21 protein-coding genes are annotated in these 20370 nt (G+C 47.5%); 12 read left to right on the top strand and 9 right to left on the bottom strand.

What is annotated here, in order from left to right:
• Positions 1–42 precede the first annotated feature (42 nt).
• The 5 genes from fabD to ICN12_RS09925 all read right to left on the bottom strand — a co-directional run bounded on the left by fabD (position 43) and on the right by ICN12_RS09925 (position 3970).
• Entirely contained in the window at positions 43–978 is a 936-nt protein-coding gene (fabD, locus tag ICN12_RS09945; protein WP_216272350.1) for an ACP S-malonyltransferase, read from the bottom strand.
• Positions 979–1021: 43 nt separating this feature from the next.
• Complete coding sequence (locus tag ICN12_RS09940; RefSeq protein WP_216272349.1) at positions 1022–2008, bottom strand: beta-ketoacyl-ACP synthase III; 987 nt, start codon at positions 2006–2008, stop codon at positions 1022–1024.
• A gap of 2 nt (positions 2009–2010) precedes the next feature.
• Entirely contained in the window at positions 2011–3021 is a 1011-nt protein-coding gene (gene plsX, locus ICN12_RS09935; RefSeq protein ID WP_216272348.1) for a phosphate acyltransferase PlsX, read from the bottom strand.
• An 85-nt stretch (positions 3022–3106) separates the two neighbouring features.
• Positions 3107–3286: a 50S ribosomal protein L32 gene (gene rpmF, locus ICN12_RS09930; protein ID WP_011902241.1), complete on the bottom strand. Its 180-nt coding sequence runs from the start codon at positions 3284–3286 to the stop codon at positions 3107–3109.
• 105 nt (positions 3287–3391) lie between these two features.
• Positions 3392–3970, bottom strand: coding sequence for a YceD family protein (locus ICN12_RS09925; protein WP_216272347.1), 579 nt, complete (start codon positions 3968–3970; stop codon positions 3392–3394).
• Between the two features lie 13 nt (positions 3971–3983).
• Here ICN12_RS09925 and ICN12_RS09920 point away from each other — a divergent pair, with 13 nt between their 5' ends.
• Both ICN12_RS09920 and ICN12_RS09915 read left to right on the top strand, forming a co-directional pair.
• Entirely contained in the window at positions 3984–4607 is a 624-nt protein-coding gene (locus ICN12_RS09920) for a Maf family nucleotide pyrophosphatase (RefSeq protein ID WP_370625021.1), read from the top strand.
• A 32-nt stretch (positions 4608–4639) separates the two neighbouring features.
• Positions 4640–5413, top strand: coding sequence for an SAM-dependent methyltransferase (locus ICN12_RS09915; RefSeq protein WP_216272346.1), 774 nt, complete (start codon positions 4640–4642; stop codon positions 5411–5413).
• A gap of 35 nt (positions 5414–5448) precedes the next feature.
• Here the strand turns inward: ICN12_RS09915 and ICN12_RS09910 are convergent, their stop codons facing one another.
• The 3 genes from ICN12_RS09910 to ICN12_RS09900 are packed head-to-tail and all read right to left on the bottom strand — an operon-like array spanning position 5449 to position 8186.
• A complete protein-coding gene (locus ICN12_RS09910) occupies positions 5449–6408 on the bottom strand; it encodes a S49 family peptidase (RefSeq protein ID WP_216272345.1) in 960 nt (319 codons plus the stop codon).
• Positions 6409–6458: 50 nt separating this feature from the next.
• A complete protein-coding gene (locus tag ICN12_RS09905) occupies positions 6459–7148 on the bottom strand; it encodes an HAD-IIIA family hydrolase (protein WP_216272344.1) in 690 nt (229 codons plus the stop codon).
• Between the two features lie 15 nt (positions 7149–7163).
• Positions 7164–8186, bottom strand: a complete 1023-nt coding sequence (locus ICN12_RS09900; protein WP_216272343.1) for an RluA family pseudouridine synthase — start codon at positions 8184–8186, stop codon at positions 7164–7166.
• A gap of 457 nt (positions 8187–8643) precedes the next feature.
• Between ICN12_RS09900 and ICN12_RS09895 the strand changes: the two genes are divergently transcribed.
• The 5 genes from ICN12_RS09895 (at position 8644) to ICN12_RS09875 (ending at position 14704) form a co-directional block, all read left to right on the top strand.
• Positions 8644–11277, top strand: coding sequence for a ribonuclease E/G (locus ICN12_RS09895; protein WP_216272342.1), 2634 nt, complete (start codon positions 8644–8646; stop codon positions 11275–11277).
• Positions 11278–11359: 82 nt separating this feature from the next.
• Positions 11360–12475 (top strand): GTP 3',8-cyclase MoaA, encoded by a 1116-nt coding sequence (moaA, locus tag ICN12_RS09890; RefSeq protein ID WP_216272341.1) that lies wholly within the window; start codon positions 11360–11362, stop codon positions 12473–12475.
• Positions 12475–13080 (top strand): molybdenum cofactor guanylyltransferase MobA, encoded by a 606-nt coding sequence (gene mobA / locus ICN12_RS09885; RefSeq protein WP_216272340.1) that lies wholly within the window; start codon positions 12475–12477, stop codon positions 13078–13080. Before moaA ends, mobA begins: the two co-directional genes overlap by 1 nt.
• Positions 13077–14399 carry a molybdopterin molybdotransferase MoeA gene (moeA, locus tag ICN12_RS09880; protein WP_216272339.1) on the top strand — a complete coding sequence of 441 codons (1323 nt, stop codon included), beginning with the start codon at positions 13077–13079 and terminating at the stop codon, positions 14397–14399. Before mobA ends, moeA begins: the two co-directional genes overlap by 4 nt.
• Positions 14400–14410: 11 nt before the next feature.
• Positions 14411–14704: a hypothetical protein gene (locus ICN12_RS09875; RefSeq protein WP_216253424.1), complete on the top strand. Its 294-nt coding sequence runs from the start codon at positions 14411–14413 to the stop codon at positions 14702–14704.
• 26 nt (positions 14705–14730) lie between these two features.
• On the opposite strand, the gene ICN12_RS09870 is transcribed toward ICN12_RS09875, so the two are convergent.
• Positions 14731–15744 carry a 2-hydroxyacid dehydrogenase gene (locus ICN12_RS09870; protein ID WP_216272338.1) on the bottom strand — a complete coding sequence of 338 codons (1014 nt, stop codon included), beginning with the start codon at positions 15742–15744 and terminating at the stop codon, positions 14731–14733.
• Between the two features lie 119 nt (positions 15745–15863).
• On the opposite strand from ICN12_RS09870, the gene fdxA reads away from it, so the two are divergent.
• From fdxA to ICN12_RS09845, 5 genes are all read left to right on the top strand, one after another.
• Positions 15864–16187: a ferredoxin FdxA gene (gene fdxA / locus ICN12_RS09865; RefSeq protein ID WP_216272337.1), complete on the top strand. Its 324-nt coding sequence runs from the start codon at positions 15864–15866 to the stop codon at positions 16185–16187.
• A gap of 1 nt (position 16188) precedes the next feature.
• Positions 16189–17232: an NAD(P)/FAD-dependent oxidoreductase gene (locus ICN12_RS09860; protein ID WP_216272336.1), complete on the top strand. Its 1044-nt coding sequence runs from the start codon at positions 16189–16191 to the stop codon at positions 17230–17232.
• A gap of 37 nt (positions 17233–17269) precedes the next feature.
• Complete coding sequence (locus ICN12_RS09855) at positions 17270–18064, top strand: thymidylate synthase (RefSeq protein ID WP_216272335.1); 795 nt, start codon at positions 17270–17272, stop codon at positions 18062–18064.
• A 15-nt stretch (positions 18065–18079) separates the two neighbouring features.
• A complete protein-coding gene (locus tag ICN12_RS09850) occupies positions 18080–18577 on the top strand; it encodes a dihydrofolate reductase (RefSeq protein WP_216272334.1) in 498 nt (165 codons plus the stop codon).
• 367 nt (positions 18578–18944) lie between these two features.
• Positions 18945–20042, top strand: a complete 1098-nt coding sequence (locus ICN12_RS09845) for an HD domain-containing phosphohydrolase (RefSeq protein ID WP_255537791.1) — start codon at positions 18945–18947, stop codon at positions 20040–20042.
• The last annotated feature ends 328 nt before the right edge of the window (positions 20043–20370 follow it).

Here is a 20370-nt window from a genome sequence, read left to right as displayed (position 1 = left end):
TTGTTTCTTATTTTGGGTTCTTAATTATTTCTAGATTCTTTTTTACTTCACTGTCGTCAAAGCTTCATTGAGGCTGGCTTCATCAAAAATAGGTACGCCTACAACATTCTCATTGATGCGCTTAGTCAATCCCGCCAAAACTTTGCCAGGGCCACATTCCACCACTTGAGTAATGCCTTGCTGAGCCATTGCATTGATAGTCTCTTGCCAGCGCACAGGCTTGGCAGCTTGACGTACCAAGGCATCTTTAATGGCTGCGGGATCATTTAGGATTTCTACGTCCACGTTATTAATTACAGAGATCATCGGGATCTTAAATTCGATATTGGCCAAATAGCCTTGTAGTTTTTCAGAGGCAGGCTGCAATAAAGAAGAATGAAATGGTGCCGAGACTGGCAATGGCAAAGCCCGTTTCGCACCTGCTGCCTTAAGCATTTCACATGCCTTAGTCACCGCATCACTGCCGCCAGCAATGACCACTTGTCCTGGCGCATTAAAGTTCACCGCTTCAACTACACCACCAGAGGCTACCGCAGCTTCTGCACATACCGCTATCACGATCGCGTCATCTAAGCCTAAGATCGCAGCCATACCGCCTGTGCCAACTGGTACAGCAGATTGCATGGCTTCAGCACGAAAGCGCACCAAAGGTACCGCATCTTTAAATGAAATAACACCCGCAGCAACCAATGCAGAGTATTCACCCAGGCTATGTCCTGCCATCATTTTAGGAACGGCGCCGCCAGAGGCTAACCAAGCGCGATAAAACGCAATCGCTGCAGTCAACATTACTGGCTGGGTATTGGTAGTTAAAGACAATGCTTCTGCAGGGCCTTCAGCAATGAGTTTGGCAACATCTTCACCCAATGCTTCTGAAGCTTCTTCCAAAGTCGCGCGGACTTCAGGGCGATCAGAAATCGAATTGAGCATCCCAACAGATTGGGAGCCTTGGCCAGGAAATACGAATGCAAATGTCATAGGAATAATCGCTGATTGATGTTTATTGATTAATTACTTTTACTTAGTACTTAATTGCTACCGCACCCCAAGCAAAGCCGCCGCCCACACCCTCTAGCAAGAGATGTTGACCACGTTGAATTTGACCAGAGCGAACGCCGGCGTCCAGCGCAAGCGGTATGGATGCAGCAGAAGTATTGCCATGTTCATGCACGGTCACAATGACTTTATCCATCGACATACCCATCTTGCGAGCCGTGCTCTCCATGATGCGAATATTGGCTTGATGTGGCACTAGCCAATCGATTTGTTCTGGCTTGAGATTGGCTTTTTCCAAAGCCTCATGAGCAACCTGCTCTAGCACCTTCACTGCCAACTTAAATACTGCAGGCCCATCCATGGTTAAGAATGCTGAACCCTCTACGCCGCCTTGTTTGGCGCGCCCCGGCACACACAAAATATCGCGCTGACTACCATCTGCATGTAAAGCGGTCGACAAAATACCCGGCTCAGACGAAGCTTCCAGAACCACTGCACCAGCGCCATCACCAAACAGAACAGAAGTCGTGCGATCTTGAAAATCCAAGATACGAGAAAAAGTTTCTGCGCCAAGTACCAATACTTTTTTATAGGTGCCGGTGCGAATGAATGCATCCGCAATTGCTAGGGCGTAAGTAAAGCCAGCACAGACTGCCTGCACATCAAATGCAGCGCAATTGGTATGCGCGCCCAACTTGTCTTGTACTACGCAAGCCGTGCTTGGGAAACCACCTAAATGATCTGGGGTCGAGGTCGCCAAAATAATGAGGTCGAGATCTTCTGATGTACAAGCAGCAGCTTCTAAGGCAACTTGAGCAGCTTTGACAGCTAAATCACTTGTGAGTTGATTATCCGCGGCAAGGTGACGTGCAGAGATACCACTTCGAGTCACAATCCATTCATCACTAGTCTCAAGGCCAATCTTCGCCAAACGCTCAACGAGATCTTGATTGCTTAAACGCAACTCAGGAAGATAGCCTCCAGTTCCTGCAACCCGTGAATAAGTACTCATGATTATTTTGTCTCCACCACAAAAGCTTGAGCGATACGCTCTACCATGCGATTTTTTGCCGCTTCATATGCGCGATCAAGCGCAAAACCAAATGCAAAACGATCCGCAGAGCCATGGCTCTTAATTACGCAACCGCGCAAGCCTAAAAGCACTGCACCGTTATAGCGACGATGATCAACGCGTTTGCGAACGCGCAGCAATGGCACCATGGCACAGATCGCCATCAATTTAGTAAGCCAGGAGCGATTAAATTCTTCCTTAATCAAGCCACTCATCATCTTTGCTAAGCCTTCGCTTGCCTTCAAGACAACATTGCCAACAAAACCATCGCACACCACGATATCCGTAGTGCCTTTAAAAATATCATTACCTTCTACATTGCCATAAAAGTTTAAGTTAGTTTGACGCAGTAACTCACTAGTCTGCTTCACCACCTCATTACCTTTAATCACCTCTTCGCCAATATTGAGAAGACCGATAGAAGGATTTTCTGTGCCGTCAACTACCTGAACCATCACATTGGCCATCTGCGCAAATTGCACCAAGTGCATCGGCTCGCAATCGGCGTTAGCACCAAGATCTAGCATCGTGGTGCCGCGGCCTTTTTCATTGGGGATCGCAGTGGCGATCGCAGGGCGATCAACACCATCGAGAGTTTTAAGAATGTAGCGGGAAATAGCCATCAAGGCACCCGTATTGCCAGAGGAGATGATGGCATCAGCCGCACCCTCTTTAACTTGCTCAATGGCAACACGCATTGAAGAATCTTTTTTGCGACGCAGTGCTACCTCAATAGGGTCATCCATCAAGACAACTTCGCTGGCGGGAATAATTTGAATACGCTCCATTGGCGCTCTTGGAAATTTACTCAAGGCTTGCTTGAGCGCTTCCGGATTACCAACCAAGGCAATCTTCACATCGGCATGTTTTTCGAGAAAATCGCAACAAGCGGGGACTGTAACAACTACCCCATGATCTCCGCCCATGGCATCGATAGCAAGAGTGACACTCATAAAATCATGTATTGCTGCAAGTGGTATTTTTCAAAGAAAAAAGCGGCTTTTATTGGAGCCGCTTCTATCTTTTTAGGCTAAAAAATTAGTCGTTTTTGGTTTTAACAACTTTACGACCACGATAGTAGCCGTTTGGTGAAATGTGGTGGCGCAAATGGGCCTCACCAGTTGTGGCTTCAACAGCCGTAGCAGGTGCGGTCAAAAAGTCGTGCGCACGGTGCATGCCACGTTTGGATGGGGATTTTTTATTCTGTTGGACGGCCATATTGAACTCCTAAGCAAGGCGATATTCTAACATGAAAAAACCACTAAATGCTTGATTAATTGATAAAAAGGGTTTGAATTGCAATCCCCTAAATATGGGGTCACATCAATTTTTCTTCATATTTTTCAATATGTTAAAGGGATTCTGAGGCTTTTCTAGAGTATCAGCTACTTCCCCCGCCTCACCAAATGATGAGGCATGAGGTTGGCAAGCACCCTCTGGGTGTTTCGGAATCAAGGGTAAAGACAGCAGAATCTCATCCTCAATCAGCCCCAAAAGGTCAAAGTGCTGACTCGCAACCAAAGCCTCCTGCTGGTCGTCCTCAATCGGAAAAGCATCTGCCTCGGCTTCGGTCGCGACCATGACAAAGCGACTCTCCTGTGCCAAGTCCAAGCCGCAATCTTGCAAACAGCTCTGGCAGACCAGGTGAATGCGACCTTTTACCTCTAATTCCACTATTTGAAGGGGCTCGGAGCCTGGAGAATCCACAAAATGGGTCTTAATCTGCCAATGAAAGCCATCCCCCGGCTCAATACTAGAGGCCTCTTCAGCCACTCTAGGTAGGGCTGTAATGCCTAAAAAACCAGCACCTTTATAGGATTGTGGGGCGCAAAAATCGATCCTGCGCAAAGCACTTGGATCCGCGGATAGCTCAACTTGAGGTAAAACTTGATTACGATTCATGACATCAGTCTAAATGAAGGCTTCAGCGAAAGTACAAGTAGTGATGAGTAATTCTGCAAAAAAATTGATCTTGGCATCCACCTCCGCCTACCGTCGGGAGCTCTTGGAGCGCTTGCGCATCCCTTTTGATGTGATTTCACCCCAAGTGGATGAAACTCCTTTGCCCGGCGAGAGCACTCTAGACCTAGCTCTCAGATTGGCAAAAGCGAAAGCTGCTGCTGTAGCCCAACAGCATCCGGAGGCCTGGGTCATTGGCTCCGATCAAGTGGCAGACCTCTGTGGCGCCGCAATTGGCAAGCCTGGAAACTTTGAACGCGCGATGGCGCAACTGCAACTCATGCGCGGCGCGACTGTGACTTTTCATACGGCACTTTGCTTGATGCATGGCGAAACAGAAACCGCCTTAAGCATCCCAACTGAGGTGACCTTTCGCAAGCTATCCGATGATGTTTTAGAGGCTTATCTTCACGCTGAAGAACCCTATGACTGCGCTGGTAGCGCCAAATCTGAAGGCTTAGGAATCTCTCTGCTAGAGGCCATTAAAAGCGATGACCCCACTGCACTAATTGGCCTGCCATTAATTGCGCTGAGTGGCCTCTTGCGTGATGCTGGCTTTGTTATTCCAGCGAAGAAATAAAAAAACAAAAAAATCAAAACGAAGTTAAATACATGAGCGCAAAACTAGGCACCCTCTTTTTAATCCCCAATACTTTGGGAGATGATTCTCGAGACGAGCAATTACCTTGGGTGTTACCAACTGAAACGATTGCCCAAACATCCAAACTGGTTCATTGGATTGTTGAAGATGCCAAGACTGCGCGTGCTTTTTTAAAGACTGTAGATAGCGTTTCACCTTTGGCTTGCACGATTCAAGAAATGCAAATGAGTGAGTGGCGCGGTGTAGCCAGAAACGCCAAGTATGGCGATGCAGTGAAACCCATGGATTTACTCAAGCCTTTAATGGCTGGCAATGACATGGGCCTCATGTCAGAGGCTGGGGTACCAGGGGTAGCAGATCCTGGCGCAGAGCTAGTACTTGCTGCACAACAGCTGGGTGCCAAAGTAAAGCCTTTGGTTGGTCCAAGCTCTATTTTGCTAGGCCTCATGGCTAGCGGATTAAATGGTCAACGCTTTGCTTTTCAGGGATACATTCCGCATGATGCGCAAGACCGTATCGCTAGACTGAAACAGCTGGAAATGGAATCTAGAAAATTACAGCAAACTCAAATCTGGATTGAGACGCCCTATCGCAACACCGCCATGTTGATGGCTTGCCTCAATACATTGGCGCCACAATCACTGCTTTGTCTTGGCATGGATCTGAGTCTCGCCACGGAGGTAATTACGACACTCTCGATTGCAGACTGGCGTAAGCGTTATCCGAATGAAGCAGCATGCGCCTCATTACAAAATAGGCCAGCAGTATTTCTATTGCTGGCCTAGGTGTTTTGTTTGTTGCCTTACTGATCGATCGTTTTTTACTTCAAATCAGGCGTCTTAATTAATGCCTTACCTGCTGCAGCACCAACCTCAGCACCAAAGCGTTTGGCAACGCGTTCGGCAAAATTCTCTTTCATGGTGTAGTCAAGAATATCTGGTGATTTAAAGATATCGCGCGCTACGGACTCTACTGTTCCATAGCCATCTACCAAACCAATTTTGATTGCTTGTTCGCCATTCCAAACACGGCCAGAGAACATCTCAGGGGTTTCTTTTAAGCGATCGCCACGACCTGCTTTTACCACCGCAATAAATTGCTGATGAATCTCATCAATCATGGTTTTGATCATTTCGACCTGCTGGGGATTTTCTTTAGAAAACGGATCCATCATGCCTTTATTGGATCCCGCAGTAATCATGCGACGCGTCACACCCAACTTATCCATTAAGCCGGTAAAGCCAAAGCCTTCCATGATCACGCCAATGGACCCGACGAGGCTGGCCTTGTCGACCAAAATCTGATCACCAGCTACGGCGACGTAGTAACCGCCAGAGGCGCAAATGTCCTCAATCACCACGTAGAAAGGTTTACTTGGATAGAGCTTACGCAAGCGGTGAATTTCATCATTCATCATGCCAGCCTGCACTGGAGAGCCGCCTGGGCTATTAATGCGCAAAACCACCCCTGCACTATTCTCATTTTCAAATGCAGCCGTCAGTGATGAGTTGATATCTAAAGCATTTGCCATAGAGCTTGAAGAGATCTCCCCCTCTAGCGTAACTAAGGCTGTGTGCTTCTCGGTTCCCATGCCGCGCCCCGGCAGCTGAAAATCAAATATCGCCAGAATCGCACCCACAAAAACAATTAAAGTGAGCGCCCGAAATACAGCCTTCCAGCGGCGTGTCTTACGGGTTTCTTTTAAATTCTCCAACAACAAATGCTCGAGGGCTTGACGCTCCCAGTTTTGATTCGCATTGTCTGGCTGATTTTGATCCATTGCTTTTATTCCTTAGTTACTAACTTGTGTATAGCTTCAGTATGGCTGGTTTATGCATTTTTCACAGTGAGATTCTGGCTTAGCCAGCTCGTCAACTGCGAGACATCATCCACATGGATGAGGGATGGCGATTCTTTTAAAGTGCTGGGTGGATGCGCGCCATAAGTGACTGCAACAGCATCAACGCCTGCATTGGCTGCCATATCCAAATCATGGGTAGTGTCCCCAATCATGAGCATGCGGCGCATCGGCACCTGCATTACATCCGAAAGCTCTAAGAGCATTCCAGGATGAGGCTTGGAGAAGGATTCATCTGCAGTGCGCGTTTCATGAAACATCATCTCTAGCTGGTGATGCTTTAAAGAGCGATCCAATCCCACGCGAGATTTACCTGTAGCAACTCCCAATAAATAACCATCCGCACGCAAACTTTCTAACAGCTCACGAATCCCCGGAAATAAATCAAGCTCATGATCTTTAGCTAGGTAGTGATAACGAAAGCGCTCTGTCAGCTTGGGGAAATGGGCTGGCTCAATCCATGGAACTGCCCTTCTGAGCGAATCCTGAATCCCCAAGCCAATAACTGAACTTGCCAAAGAGTCATCCGGCTCCTTGAAACCTAAATCGCGACAAGCCTGCTGAATGCAATCCACGATGGTTGGCGTGGAATCCATGATGGTTCCATCCCAATCCCACACAATCAGGTCATAACATCTATCGGATTTTTGCTCTTCAATCATCTGGGCATTAATTACTTAACTTTTTTCAGCGGGCGCTTCAAAGTTTTTCATCATTGCCGTAAATTCAGCGGGCAATGGCGATTCGATACGCATTTTCTCGCCAGTACGGGGATGGGTAAAGCCAGCCAAATGAGCATGCAAATACAAGCGCTTAGATTTCACAATCTTGTCTTGATCTGCAAAGCCGTATTTATCGTCGCCCAAGATGGCATGACCAAGCTTTAGGAGGTGCACACGAATCTGATGGGTGCGGCCCGTTTTGAGCTGAGCCTCGGCCAGAGTAATCGCCGCATCTCCGCGCTTCATGGTCTTGACAACACGTAAAGCCGTATGACTCGGCAGGCCATCTGGGTCAACACGCACGCGGCGCTCGCCATTAGGCAGCAAGTATTTATGTAGCGCGTACTTTAATTGCATTACACCGGCACCCTGAGCAATTTCCCCGTGGGCAAGTAAGTAATAGCGCTTATCGGTCTGCCCCTCACGGATCTGACGATGCAGCTCCACTAGAGCACTGCGTTTTTTAGCCAGCAGCAATACGCCCGAAGTATCGCGATCCAAACGATGGACCAATTCTAGGAATTTGAGTTCTGGGCGGGTAATACGCAGAGTCTCAATAACGCCAAGGGCGATACCCGATCCACCATGAACTGCTAAACCCGGCGGCTTATTGACTATCAATAGAGCCTCATCCTCAAACAGAATAGGCATTTTGTCAGAGTACCCTTGTGCTCGAGACTTGGTTTGAGCCGAATTGACGGCCGCCATTTGGGCGGGCTCAGCAATGCGAACGGGGGGAACCCTAACCACATCCCCCTCAATTAAGCGGGTAGTTGGCTCCGCCCTTTTCTTATTAACCCGAACTTCGCCAGAGCGAATAATCCGATACACATGGCTTTTGGGAACCCCTTTAGCCCAGCGTAAGAGATAATTATCCAGTCGCTGGCCAGCCTCCTCGGGACCAATGGTCTGAAGATGTACAGCCGCAGGAGCGGGTGTTTTTACCTGTGAAGGCTTGGAAATGGGTTCGGATTTCATGATTTATCTCTCTCGCCACCTCGACAGGGGTCGGCAAGGGACTTAACAATACCCCATTGTCGTTCAACTTGTGTCGTATAATCAACGCTCTAGCCAATTTATTGGCCCGATACCACCCTGATTCAGGTTTGTATCGTGGAGCTTGGAGTCGCCCTTAAAAGACTCCCGGGGTTGCCCCTCCCCCGTTGTAATGAGGCGCAGGGTTGGTGTGCCGTATGCCGCGACCCGCGATTAGAAGACAGTTTCCAGGCGCGCGCCTGCATTGATGACCTAAAGGAGGTCTCTGCGGCGATCGTCAAGTGTGGCACCGGTTTAATTGAACATGGTGTACTAGGCAGAAGATGCCTGGATTAGCTTGATCCACACTCCAAAGCTGCCAATGGGCTATGCCCCCAAGCGGTATCTAACTTGTCCCTAACGCAGCGCGCAACGACGCACTCCCCAATAGGAGAGTGTTATGAAACGCATGTTATTTAATGCAACTCAACAAGAAGAGTTGCGAGTTGCCATCGTCGATGGTCAAAAACTCATCGATATCGATATCGAAGCTGCCGGTCGTGAACAACGCAAAGGCAATATTTACAAAGGTGTTATTACTCGCATTGAGCCTTCGCTCGAAGCTTGCTTTGTAAATTACGGCGAAGAACGCCATGGCTTCCTGCCATTTAAAGAAGTTGCCCGCACCTACTTTAAAGAGGGTATTGATGTCCGTAATGCCTCTATTAAAGATGCCTTACGCGAAGGCCAAGAAATCATTGTTCAGGTGGAAAAAGAAGAGCGCGGCCAAAAAGGCGCCGCCCTCACCTCTTTTGTATCCCTGGCAGGTCGCTATTTGGTATTAATGCCAAATAACCCACGTGGAGGCGGTGTTTCACGCCGCATTGAAGGCGAAGACCGTCAAGAACTCCGTGAAGCAATGTCCCAATTAGAAGTACCTGATGGCATGAGCATCATTGCTCGTACTGCTGGTATTGGCCGTGACGCTACTGAATTGCAATGGGACTTAAGTTACCTCATGCAGTTGTGGACAGCGATTGATGAGGCTGCCAAAGGCAACTCAGCACCACTATTGATTTACCTCGAATCTAGCTTGGTAATCCGCGCAATTCGTGATTACTTCCAGCCAGATATTGGCGAGATCCTCATTGATACCGATGACATCTACGAGCAAGCTGCAGCCTTTATGTCTGTAGTAATGCCAGACAACCTGCCAAGAGTGAAGCGTTACCAGGACGATGTTCCTTTGTTCTCTCGCTTCCAGATTGAGCACCAGATTGAAACTGCTTACTCACGAACAGTGCCATTGCCATCTGGCGGCGCAATCGTGATTGACCATACTGAAGCTTTGGTTTCTGTGGACGTCAACTCTGCACGCGCAACCCGTGGCTCTGATATTGAAGAGACTGCTACTCGCACCAACTTAGAAGCTGCCGATGAAATCGCTCGTCAAGCGCGTTTACGTGACTTGGGTGGCCTCATCGTCATTGACTTCATTGATATGGAATCGAGCAAGGCACAGAAAGATGTTGAGAATCGCCTACGCGATGCCTTACGTCATGACCGTGCGCGCGTTCAGATGGGCAAGATCTCCAAGTTTGGTTTGATGGAAATGTCACGCCAGCGTTTACGCCCCGCCCTCTCTGAAGGTAGCCACGTCACCTGCCCACGTTGTAACGGCACAGGCCATATCCGCGATACTGAATCTTCTGCCTTGCAAGTCTTGCGCATCATCCAAGAAGAGGCAATGAAAGAAAATACAGCAGCTATTCATACACAAGTTCCAGTCGAAGTGGCTGCGTTCTTGCTCAATGAGAAACGCGCTGAAGTAATTAAGATTGAGACTCGCTTTAAAGTCAATGTCTTGATGATCCCAAACAAGCATTTAGAGACACCACATTACAAGCTTGAGCGTTTACGCCATGACGATCCACGTCTTGATGATCAAAAAGCCAGCTATGTGATGGCTGAAGAAGCTGCCGCTGAACTCGAAACTGATACCGCTGTAAGCCGTAAAGATGCGGATGTTAAAGTTCGCCCAGAGGCGGCTGTCAAAGGCATTACACCAAACGCGCCAGCGCCAGCAAGCCAACCACGTCCAGCACGTGTTGAAAAAGCCAGCACTGAAACTGCTAGTACCGGTGGATTCTTTGGATTTATTAAGAGCCTATTCTCTTCATCACCGGCGCCAGAAGTAAAACCAACTCCAAGTGGGCCACGTGGCCGTAATCAAAACAATCGCAACAGCAACAATCGCAATCGCGGTCGCCGTGGCGAGCGCAACGATCGCGCTGAGCGTCCAGCTGAAGGTGCAGCAGCTACTGAAGGTACAAATGCTCCACGCGAAGCAGGTTCAGGTAGAGGTCGCCAAGACGGCCGTAACCGTAACAGTAATCGCAATCAAAACCCAAAACCAGAAAATCAAGCTGCGGTAACTCCAGCCACTGAAGCTGCGCCAGGAACCGATGCCGCTCCTAGCACTGAAGGTGAAGAGCGTCGTGGCCGTGGTCGCAACCGTCGTGGCCGTGGTCGTGGTCAACGTGGCGAGCGCACCGAGTCCAATGGTGATGCAGCGATTGCTTCCGTTGTCTCAATAGCAACTTCATTCTCTGGCCCACCAGCAGGAATGGCTGGAGCTTCTGCTTCCATGCCTATCCAGAACCTTGCTCAGAGCTTTGGCAATACCGATGCAGCTGCCCCCGTAGCTTCTAGTGAAGTAAAGGAAAGAGCGCCACGCGAGCCAAGAGAACCAAGAGAGCAACGTGCACCGCGTCAAAGCAATCGCCCATCTAACACTGCTTCAGCAACAGCTGCACCAGTAGCGGTTGCTGCAATTGAAGTGATTGCAAAACCAATGCCTGAACTTCCGAAAGTTGCCTTCCAGGCACTAGAAGAGACACCGTTGCATAGCGTGGTTCAGTCTGCTGGCATGGTCTGGGTAGCAACAGACTCCAGCAAACATCAAGAAGCGCAATCACAAATCAAAGCAGAACCTGAAATTGTGCCTATGGGTAGAATACCTAAGGCAGCGGTAAGCCTGCAAAATGGTCCAATGGTTTTAGTTGAAACCGGCGGCCAAGAAAAAACGGTTTAAATCGATTTCTCCAGGCTGCCATTTATCCCACAAAGATATTTGGTAGTTTGGCAGAAACACCGTTTCACAGCCATAATTAGTCATGGTTGAAAAAGTAATCCCCATACGTTTAGATGAAGGTAAAGACAAAGGTCTTGCGCCGCCCATTCCAGGGCAGCTTGTGGCTGCGAATACTTCAACTAAAGATACCCGGGGGCGCCCTCTCCGCGATTTACGCATCTCCGTCACTGATCGATGCAATTTCCGCTGCACCTACTGCATGCCTAAGGAAATCTTCGATAAAAACTACCCCTACCTCTCTCATCAAGAATTACTCAGCTTTGAAGAGATCGCCCGATTAACCACGATCTTTGCCTCACTAGGCGTTGAAAAAATTCGTCTCACCGGGGGCGAACCTTTGCTCCGAAAAAATCTCGAAGTGCTCATCGAGATGCTAGCCAAAATTCGATCTACAGCAGGTCAACCCCTCGACTTAACGCTCACTACTAACGGCAGTATTTTGCGCAAGAAAGCGGCTGCATTAAAAGCGGCAGGCTTGCATCGACTCACCATTAGCCTTGATGGCCTGAACGATGAGATCTTCAAAAAAATGAATGATGTCGACTTTCCGGTAACGGATGTGCTCGATGGTATTGCTGCAGCCCAAGAAGCCGGCTTTACTAATCTCAAAGTCAATATGGTCGTAAAGAAGGGTACGAACGACCAAGAGATTATTGCGATGGCTAAGCATTTCAAAGGCAGCGGTGTGACATTGCGTTTTATCGAGTTTATGGATGTAGGCAGCTCCAATGGCTGGGATATGTCACAAGTACTCCCCTCAAAAGACGTTGCCGAAAAGATTAATGCAGTCTTTCCGATTGAAGCTATTGAGGCCAACTATCCTGGTGAAGTTGCTCAGCGCTGGCGCTACGTCGATGGCTCTGGTGAAATTGGCTTCATCTCTAGCGTTACTCAAACCTTCTGCCATGAGTGCACCCGTGCTCGTATTTCAACAGATGGGCAAATGTATCTCTGCCTGTTTGCAAATGCAGGTTTTGATTTCAAAACACTCTTGCGTTCAGATAAAAGTGATCTGGAAATTGCCAATGCCATCATGAACACCTGGGCAGATCGCGAAGACCACTATTCAGAAATTCGGGGATCAAATACAGCGACAGCAGCCACCCGAAAAGTGGAAATGTCTTACATCGGCGGCTAATGATTACCTCACAACACATTACAGGTCTAATTTTGGCGGGCGGCCGGGCCCAACGTATGGGTGGCATCGATAAAGGTTTAATTTCTTTTCATGGCAAGCCTTTAATTGAATCTGCCATCAACCGCCTAAAACCTCAAGTTAGCACTATTCTGATTAATGCGAACCGTAGTATTACGAAGTACTCGCACTATGGCTATCCAGTGCTGATGGATGAAACACCTGACTTCTCCGGCCCATTGGCTGGGTTCTCAGTTGGCCTGAAGCATTGCAAAACTCCTTATTTACTGACATCTCCTTGTGACTCCCCTTTGTTGCCAAGCGATATTGCTGAAAAAATGGCGACTGAACTTGAGAATCAAAATCTAGAGTTGGTCTTCGCATCCTCCAAAGAAGATGATGGAAAGATTTGGGCGCAACCGGTTTTCTGCTTAATGAAAAGCAGTTTGCAAGATTCTTTGCATGCCTTTTTAAGCAAAGGGGATTTGAAGATTGATCACTGGTTCACAGAATTGCGATCTGGTACTGTAGTGTTTGAAAGTGCTCAAGCATTTGCGAATGTGAATACGCCAGAAGAGTTGGCCGCCCTAGAAAAAATATCGTCATGACGGATTTAATCAAGCACTCCCCGAATAGCCCCATTCTCCTGACTGCTTCGCTCCATGTTGAAGAGGCTCGTAAAGCTATCTCAGGTCTCGTCAATGAATTAATCCAAGAGTCTCGCCAACTACATAATGCGAGCGACATTGAGTCGGTCACTTTGGATCAAGCAATCAATCGCATTCTCGCGGAAGATTTACTCTCACCCATCGACGTCCCTGCCGCAGATAATTCCGCGATGGATGGCTTTGCCTTTAACGGGGACTGCTTGGGCGACAGCGATAAGACCGTATCGCTCAATGTGATTGGCACCGCCTATGCTGGCAAGCCTTACAAAGGAAATATTGGTCAGGGCGAATGTCTCAAGATCATGACGGGCGCCCTCATGCCTGATGGCTGTGACACTGTCATTCCACAAGAATTTACGGAATCTGCAGACGAGTCAGCCGTAGGCTTCAAGCAAAATCAAGTGAAGCGCGGAGAAAATCGTCGCTTACGTGGTGAGGATTTACTAAGTGGTAAAGCAGCAATTGCTGCTGGACGCTTACTGCGCCCTTCCGATCTTGGTCTGGCCGCCTCTCTAGGTATTGCCTCACTCAAAGTTCACCGCAAACTCAAGGTTGCCATCTTGTCCTCCGGTGATGAATTGCGTCCTCTGGGAAGTCCTTTAGATGCTGGCAGTATTTATGACAGCAATCGCTATAGCCTGACTGGCTTACTCAATCGCCTCAATCTAGAAATCATGGATTGCGGCATTGTGCGTGATGATCCCACTTCACTCAAAGCAGCGTTTATAGAAGCCACCTCTAAAGCGGATGTCCTCATCTCATCTGGCGGCGTTTCCGTTGGCGAAGCGGACTTTACCAAACAAATCATGCAAGAACTTGGCGATGTTGGGTTCTGGAAAATTGCCATGCGCCCAGGTCGCCCCATGGCTTTTGGAATATTGAAGCCAATTCAGGGCTCTAGCCGCAAGACCCTCTTCTTTGGTTTACCCGGAAATCCCGTAGCGGTAATGGTGACTTTTTATCAATTTGTCCGTGCTGCTTTATTGCAACTCAATGGCGCAAGTCAGACTGAGCCGCCGATGACTCAAGCTATTGCAGAAGCGCCGATTCGGAAAAAGCCTGGTCGGACAGAATTTCAGCGAGCTATTTTGGGTCGTAACTCAGATGGAAAGCCCATGGTAAAGCTGACTGGCAGTCAAGGTGCCGGAATTTTGCGATCCATGAGCGAGGCAAATTGCTTCGTCATTTTATCTCATGACCAGGGAAATGTTGCCGCTGGCGATTGGGTAAATGTGGCGCTTTTTGACGGACTGCTTTAAGATTGCACCTCATGAAACTCACCAAAAAAGAAATCGCCTTCGTAGACCCAATGCATACCGCCAAAACTCTGGTTTTGGTTTATCTCTGCTTCTCTGTTCCGATTGTGTTGTTAGCCCTATTTGTAGCCTTCATTCGTGATGGCGCAATCCCTGGATTTACCGTGCTCTCCGCATTGATCCTCAACGCTTTACTTGGTTTTGCTTTGCTTTGGATTGCCTGCAAGGTGTACAACTGGGTAGCAGGTAAATTTGGCGGGATCGAACTTGCGCTACGCGAGCTCCCAGAAGAAGTGGAGGCCGACTAAATTTCAGTCGACTTCGCTTCATCGCTTTAAGTACCGAACACTTCAGTATTAATTAAGCTTGGTGGCTTCTTGCCATTCAATGCTGCGCGCAAATTTTCAATAGCCAGATCCACCATTGCTCTACGCGTTTTTTCTGTAGCACTCGCAATGTGCGGAGCCAACACAATATTGCTGCACTTGAGTAACTCTGGATGCACTTGAGGCTCACCCTCAAACACATCTAAGCCGGCCGCAAATATCTTTCCGTCTTGCAATGCTTGCGCCAAAGCAAGATCATCCACAATGCCGCCGCGAGCAATGTTAATCAGGGTTGCAGTCGGTTTCATGAGGGCAATTTCTGATGCGCCAATAGTGTGATGATTTTGTGCGGTGTAAGGCAAGACCAACACAACGTGATCAGCCGTGCGAAGTAATTCTTCTTTAGAAACGTAAGATGCTCCGCAAGCTTTTTCATCGGCACCAGAAAGATGGCTGCGATTGTGATAAATCACTTTCATACCAAAGCCTAAAGCGCGCTTAGCTATCCCCTGGCCAATTCGACCCATGCCAATAATTCCAACTGTGCTGTGATGCAAATCCATGCCAAGTGGGTTGTTCACAATCGACCATTGATCCCACTTTCCAGCCCTCACCCAATGCTCGGATTCAGTAATGCGTCTCGCAGTAGCCATCAGTAATGCAAAACCAAAATCAGCAGTTGTATCCGTAAGAACATCAGGGGTATTGGTAGCCATGACACCTGCCGCAGTTATGGCCGGTACATCAAAGTTGTTATATCCAACTGAAATATTAGCGACCACCTTTAGATTTTTCGCCCCAGAGAGAGCTGCTGCATCAATCCTCTCGCTACCAGCAACCAAAGCGCCCTCAACCTCAGAAAGCGCTTTTTGCAGCTCTTCAGGGCTCATTACTTTATCCGACTGGTTAGAGCGAACCTCATAGAATTGCTCTAATTTGGCTAGCGCCTCAGGAAATATAGCCCTTGCGACCAAAATCTTAGGCTTACTAGAAGTTGCAGGGATATTGGCTTTTGTGTTCATAGCGTGACTTTACCTCAACTAAATTGGCCATTTCGCCTGAAAAATAGGCTGATTCAGCTAAAATTGAGCTTTTATAACTTGGCAGTCCATTGACCTGGGCTCCTTACCTGTAAACCATCATGACTTACGTTGTTACCGAAGCCTGTATCCGTTGCAAATACACTGATTGCGTTGATGTCTGCCCAGTCGATTGTTTTCGCGAAGGCCCTAACTTTTTAGTGATTGATCCAGATGAATGCATCGATTGCGCAGTGTGTGTACCCGAGTGCCCAGTCAATGCGATTTATGCGGAAGATGATGTGCCAGGAGATCAACAGGCATTCATTAAGATGAATGCTGACTTATCCCCAGGATGGACATCGATCACCAAATCTAAAGCTGCATTACCTGAAGCAGAAGAGTGGAAAGACGTTAAAAATAAACTTGACCAACTGGTAAAGTAAATTGCACTCCCCCATTGAAACCGATGCAGTCATTATTGGCGCCGGTCCAGTGGGACTCTTCCAAGTCTTCGAGCTTGGACTCCTAGAAATTAAAGCGCACGTCATTGACTCCCTGCCTGAGGTAGGCGGTCAATGTATTGAGCTGTATCCAGATAAACCCATCTACGATATTCCGGCGATACCGGTTTGCACAGGTCGTGAACTAGTTAGCAATCTCTTAAAACAAATTGAGCCATTTGCACCGCAGTTTCATTTAAATCAAGAAGTTTCCACCCTCGAGAAACAGGCCGATGGACGCTTTCTGATTAGCACATCCCAAGATCAACACTTTCTCTCCAAGACGATTTTTATTGCTGCAGGGGTTGGTGCATTTCAGCCGCGCACTCTGAATCTAGAAGGCATTGAGGCTTTTGTCGATCAGCAAGCGTTCTATCGCGTTAAAAATCCAGATCAATTTACAGGCAAGAAGATTGTGATTTGTGGGGGTGGAGATTCCGCACTGGATTGGGCGCTCCACTTTGCCGGAAAAGCTGCGAGCGTGACGCTCATTCATCGCAGGGATGACTTCAAAGCAGCGCCACAATCAGTAGCCAAGATGCGCGCCCTTTGTGCCTCCGGTGAAATGCAACTCATCATCGGACAAATTACGGGTCTTGAGTCTTCCAATGACAAGCTCACTGCAATTGCCGTCACCACTATTGATGGCGAAGTTCAGATGATTGCCTTGGATGCACTCCTACTCTTTTATGGTCTCTCCCCAAAATTAGGCCCGATTGCGGACTGGGGCTTGGATATTGATCGCAAACAAATCGCTGTAGATACTGCCTGCTTTCAGACGAGTACGCCAGGTATTTACGCTGTCGGGGATATCAACATCTACCCTGGCAAGAAAAAGCTCATTTTGTCGGGCTTTCATGAAACAGCTTTGGCGGCCTTTGCCGCAGCTGCTTATTTGGCCCCTGAAAAGCAGATTCAACTCCAGTACACCACCACATCCCCCAAGCTACACAAGGCACTTGGAGTAAGCCCCACAAGATTCGAGTAAGCTCTTAATATCACTGAATTTTTAACTGATTAAACCTATGCGTCAATATCACGACCTCATGAAGGAAGTCCTTGCCAAAGGCGTCCTAAAAGCCGATAGAACCGGAACTGGAACTATCTCCATCTTTGGCCACCAGATGCGCTTTAATCTGGCCGAAGGCTTTCCGATGGTGACCACCAAGAAGCTTCATCTCAAGTCCATCATTTTGGAATTGCTCTGGTTTCTCAAAGGTAGCACTGATAACAACTGGCTTAAAGAACGTGGTGTTTCGATTTGGAATGAATGGGCGGCACCGGATGGTGATCTAGGCCCGATTTATGGCTACCAGTGGCGCTCATGGCCTGCGCCTAATGGTAAGCATATCGATCAGATCGCCGAGGTCGTAGAAACGCTGAAAAAGAATCCAGACTCTCGTCGCATTATTGTTTCCGCTTGGAACGTTGCCGATATTCCCCGTATGGCTTTAGCCCCTTGCCATGCCTTCTTTCAATTTTATGTAGCGGATGGCAAATTATCTTGTCAGCTCTATCAACGTAGTGCGGATATCTTCTTGGGCGTTCCTTTCAATATCGCCAGCTATGCCTTGCTCACCCACATGATGGCGCAACAGTGCAATTTAAAGGTGGGCGACTTTGTGTGGACAGGTGGTGACTGCCATCTGTATAGCAATCACTTGGATCAAGTGGATCTCCAGTTATCAAGAGATTTCTATCCTTTGCCTCAGCTCAAGATTTTGCGTAAACCAGACTCGATCTTTGACTACGAGTTTGAAGATTTTGAAATCACTGGATATGAATCCCACGCTCCCATTAAAGCTCCTGTAGCCGTTTAAGAAAATAGATTACTTATGACCGCAGCTAAGTGCCCTGCCATCTCCATGATTGTTGCCCGCTCACGCAATCACGTGATTGGTCGAGACAATCAAATGCCTTGGAAGATTTCTGCTGATCTGCAGTTCTTTAAAAAAGTGACGATGGGTCACCCTGTCATCATGGGTCGCAAGACTTGGGAATCGATTGGTCGCCCGCTTCCAGGACGCCGTAACATCGTTGTGAGTCGCAATACAAACTTACAGTTAACAGGTGCCGAGGTAGTCAACTCACTCGATGCAGCACTCGCCACTTTGAGTGAATTCCCCCGGGTATTTGTGATTGGTGGCGAACAACTTTTTACTCAAGCGTTCCCAAAGGCAGATCGTCTTTACATTACCGAGATCGATGTTGATGTAGAAGACGGTGATACCTTCTTTAAAGTGCCCAATGAGTCTGAATGGCAAGAGGTGGAGCGCACTCCAGCGTCTGAAGGTGACATCACTTTTAACTTTATTACGCTCGAAAGACAGTAAACGCGCATTGCCCATCATTTTGATGGGGCTCGCCCGAATGTCGGCTCATGATCTTGATTTCAACCCGTCATTCTCCAATAAATCAGGTTCCGATTCCACCTTAAAAGTGGACTCAACTGATATAAGCCACTTTCAATGGGGATTTTTATTCAAGTAGCGCAATCTTTTTTGATAGAAATCAACAAGCTCAATGCATACTCTTTAAAAAAACTGGTATCAAATTATTTCAGCATTGGGGTTAATTTATGACAGATAGCCATGTAAACAAATCCATTGGATTATTGGATATATTTCCTAATAGAGCTTTGAGTAATCTTTCTTAGCTCCCGTAAGTTTTAGCATCATTTTTCCATGGAGTCTCTTTCATATGGGTAACCCAAAAAACTCCCCATCATTTAGTGGCGCTAGGATTGAGTTTCGTGATGCTGCTGACAATACTCCGGCATTAATATGGATGGCTGGAGAAGATGGTCTTTGCAGCTGGTTCAACCGAGGGTGGCTTGAATTTACTGGTCGTACTATGGAGCAAGAATTTGGAAATGGCTGGGTAGAAGGCGTTCACCCACAAGACCTACAGAATTGTTTTGACCAATACACTGAGCACTTTAATGCACGCGATTCGTTTCTTTTAGAGTACCGTTTACGCAGGTCAGATGGGCAATACCGTTGGATACTGGATTCTGGTACCCCAGTCTTTGACCCCCAAGGCACATTCCTTGGTTATAACGGCGTGTGCTTTGATATTCATGAGCGAAAAGAGTCGGAAAACGCACATAATAAAAAATTACATCACTTATGGGAGTGTGAAAAAAAGCGCGCCCGCAATAAAGAAAATCAATTGCTGGAGATCTTAAATTCCCTGGCATTGGGAAAGGATGACGATACCGGTTGCCACATTATTAGAACGCAAGCCTATGTGAAGGCTCTAGCAAATCGACTACAGTCCACGGGACACTATTTGGATCAATTAACTGATCGCGATGTTGATAATTTATTTAGGACGGCGCCCTTACATGACGTTGGAAAAATGGCGATACCAGACCATATCCTTAAGAAACCAGGAAAGCTGACCGAAGAAGAGTGGCAGGTTATGCAGACGCATGCATCATTGGGGGCGGAAATTCTCAGTACAGCAAAATTAAAATATGGCGATAAAGGTGGCGATAATTTACTGAATACTGCAATCGATATTGCTAGTGGACATCATGAGAAGTGGGATGGTACTGGCTATCCTCAAGGCTTAAAGGGCCAAGATATTCCGCTCGTAGCTCGTATCATGGCTGTAGCCGATGTTTACGACGCTTTGGTGTGTGTGCGGCCCTACAAAAAAGCATGGGCACATGAGCAAGCTGTTGAAGAAATTATTAACTTGAAAGGCAGCGCTTTTGATCCGCTAATTGTGGAGGCTTTTATATTAGAGCAAGACCTCTTCAAAGAAATTTTAGATGAGCATCATGATGCATAGTTATTTTGACGGACCGCTTCGGGTCGAGTTAAGCACCCTGTAATAAATAAATATGATTGCCCGATGCCTCTTTTCTCATTTCCTCATTAGAGTCTTTTAGTCTTATGACTTAATGTGGGTTGCTTTGCAGAAAATGTGTCTTGTTATTGACTTAAATGTTAATTAGCATGTTGTCATGCAGCTTAACTAACCCCTAAAGGAAGGGTAATCCCCCCATTTTTAACTTAAGCTAAAAGTAGAAGCTGGTACTGCAAGTGCTAGTTTTTGCTTTGGTGTAATTCCACCTAAGCCCATGTTCGGTCTTTCATGATTGTATGTCCACATCCAA

Origin of the sequence: Polynucleobacter sp. AM-25C3 (assembly GCF_018882335.1) — a bacterium.
Taxonomy (GTDB): domain Bacteria; phylum Pseudomonadota; class Gammaproteobacteria; order Burkholderiales; family Burkholderiaceae; genus Polynucleobacter.
Note: the sequence above shows the minus strand (reverse complement) of the source record. Positions and strands in the feature narration are given on the sequence as shown.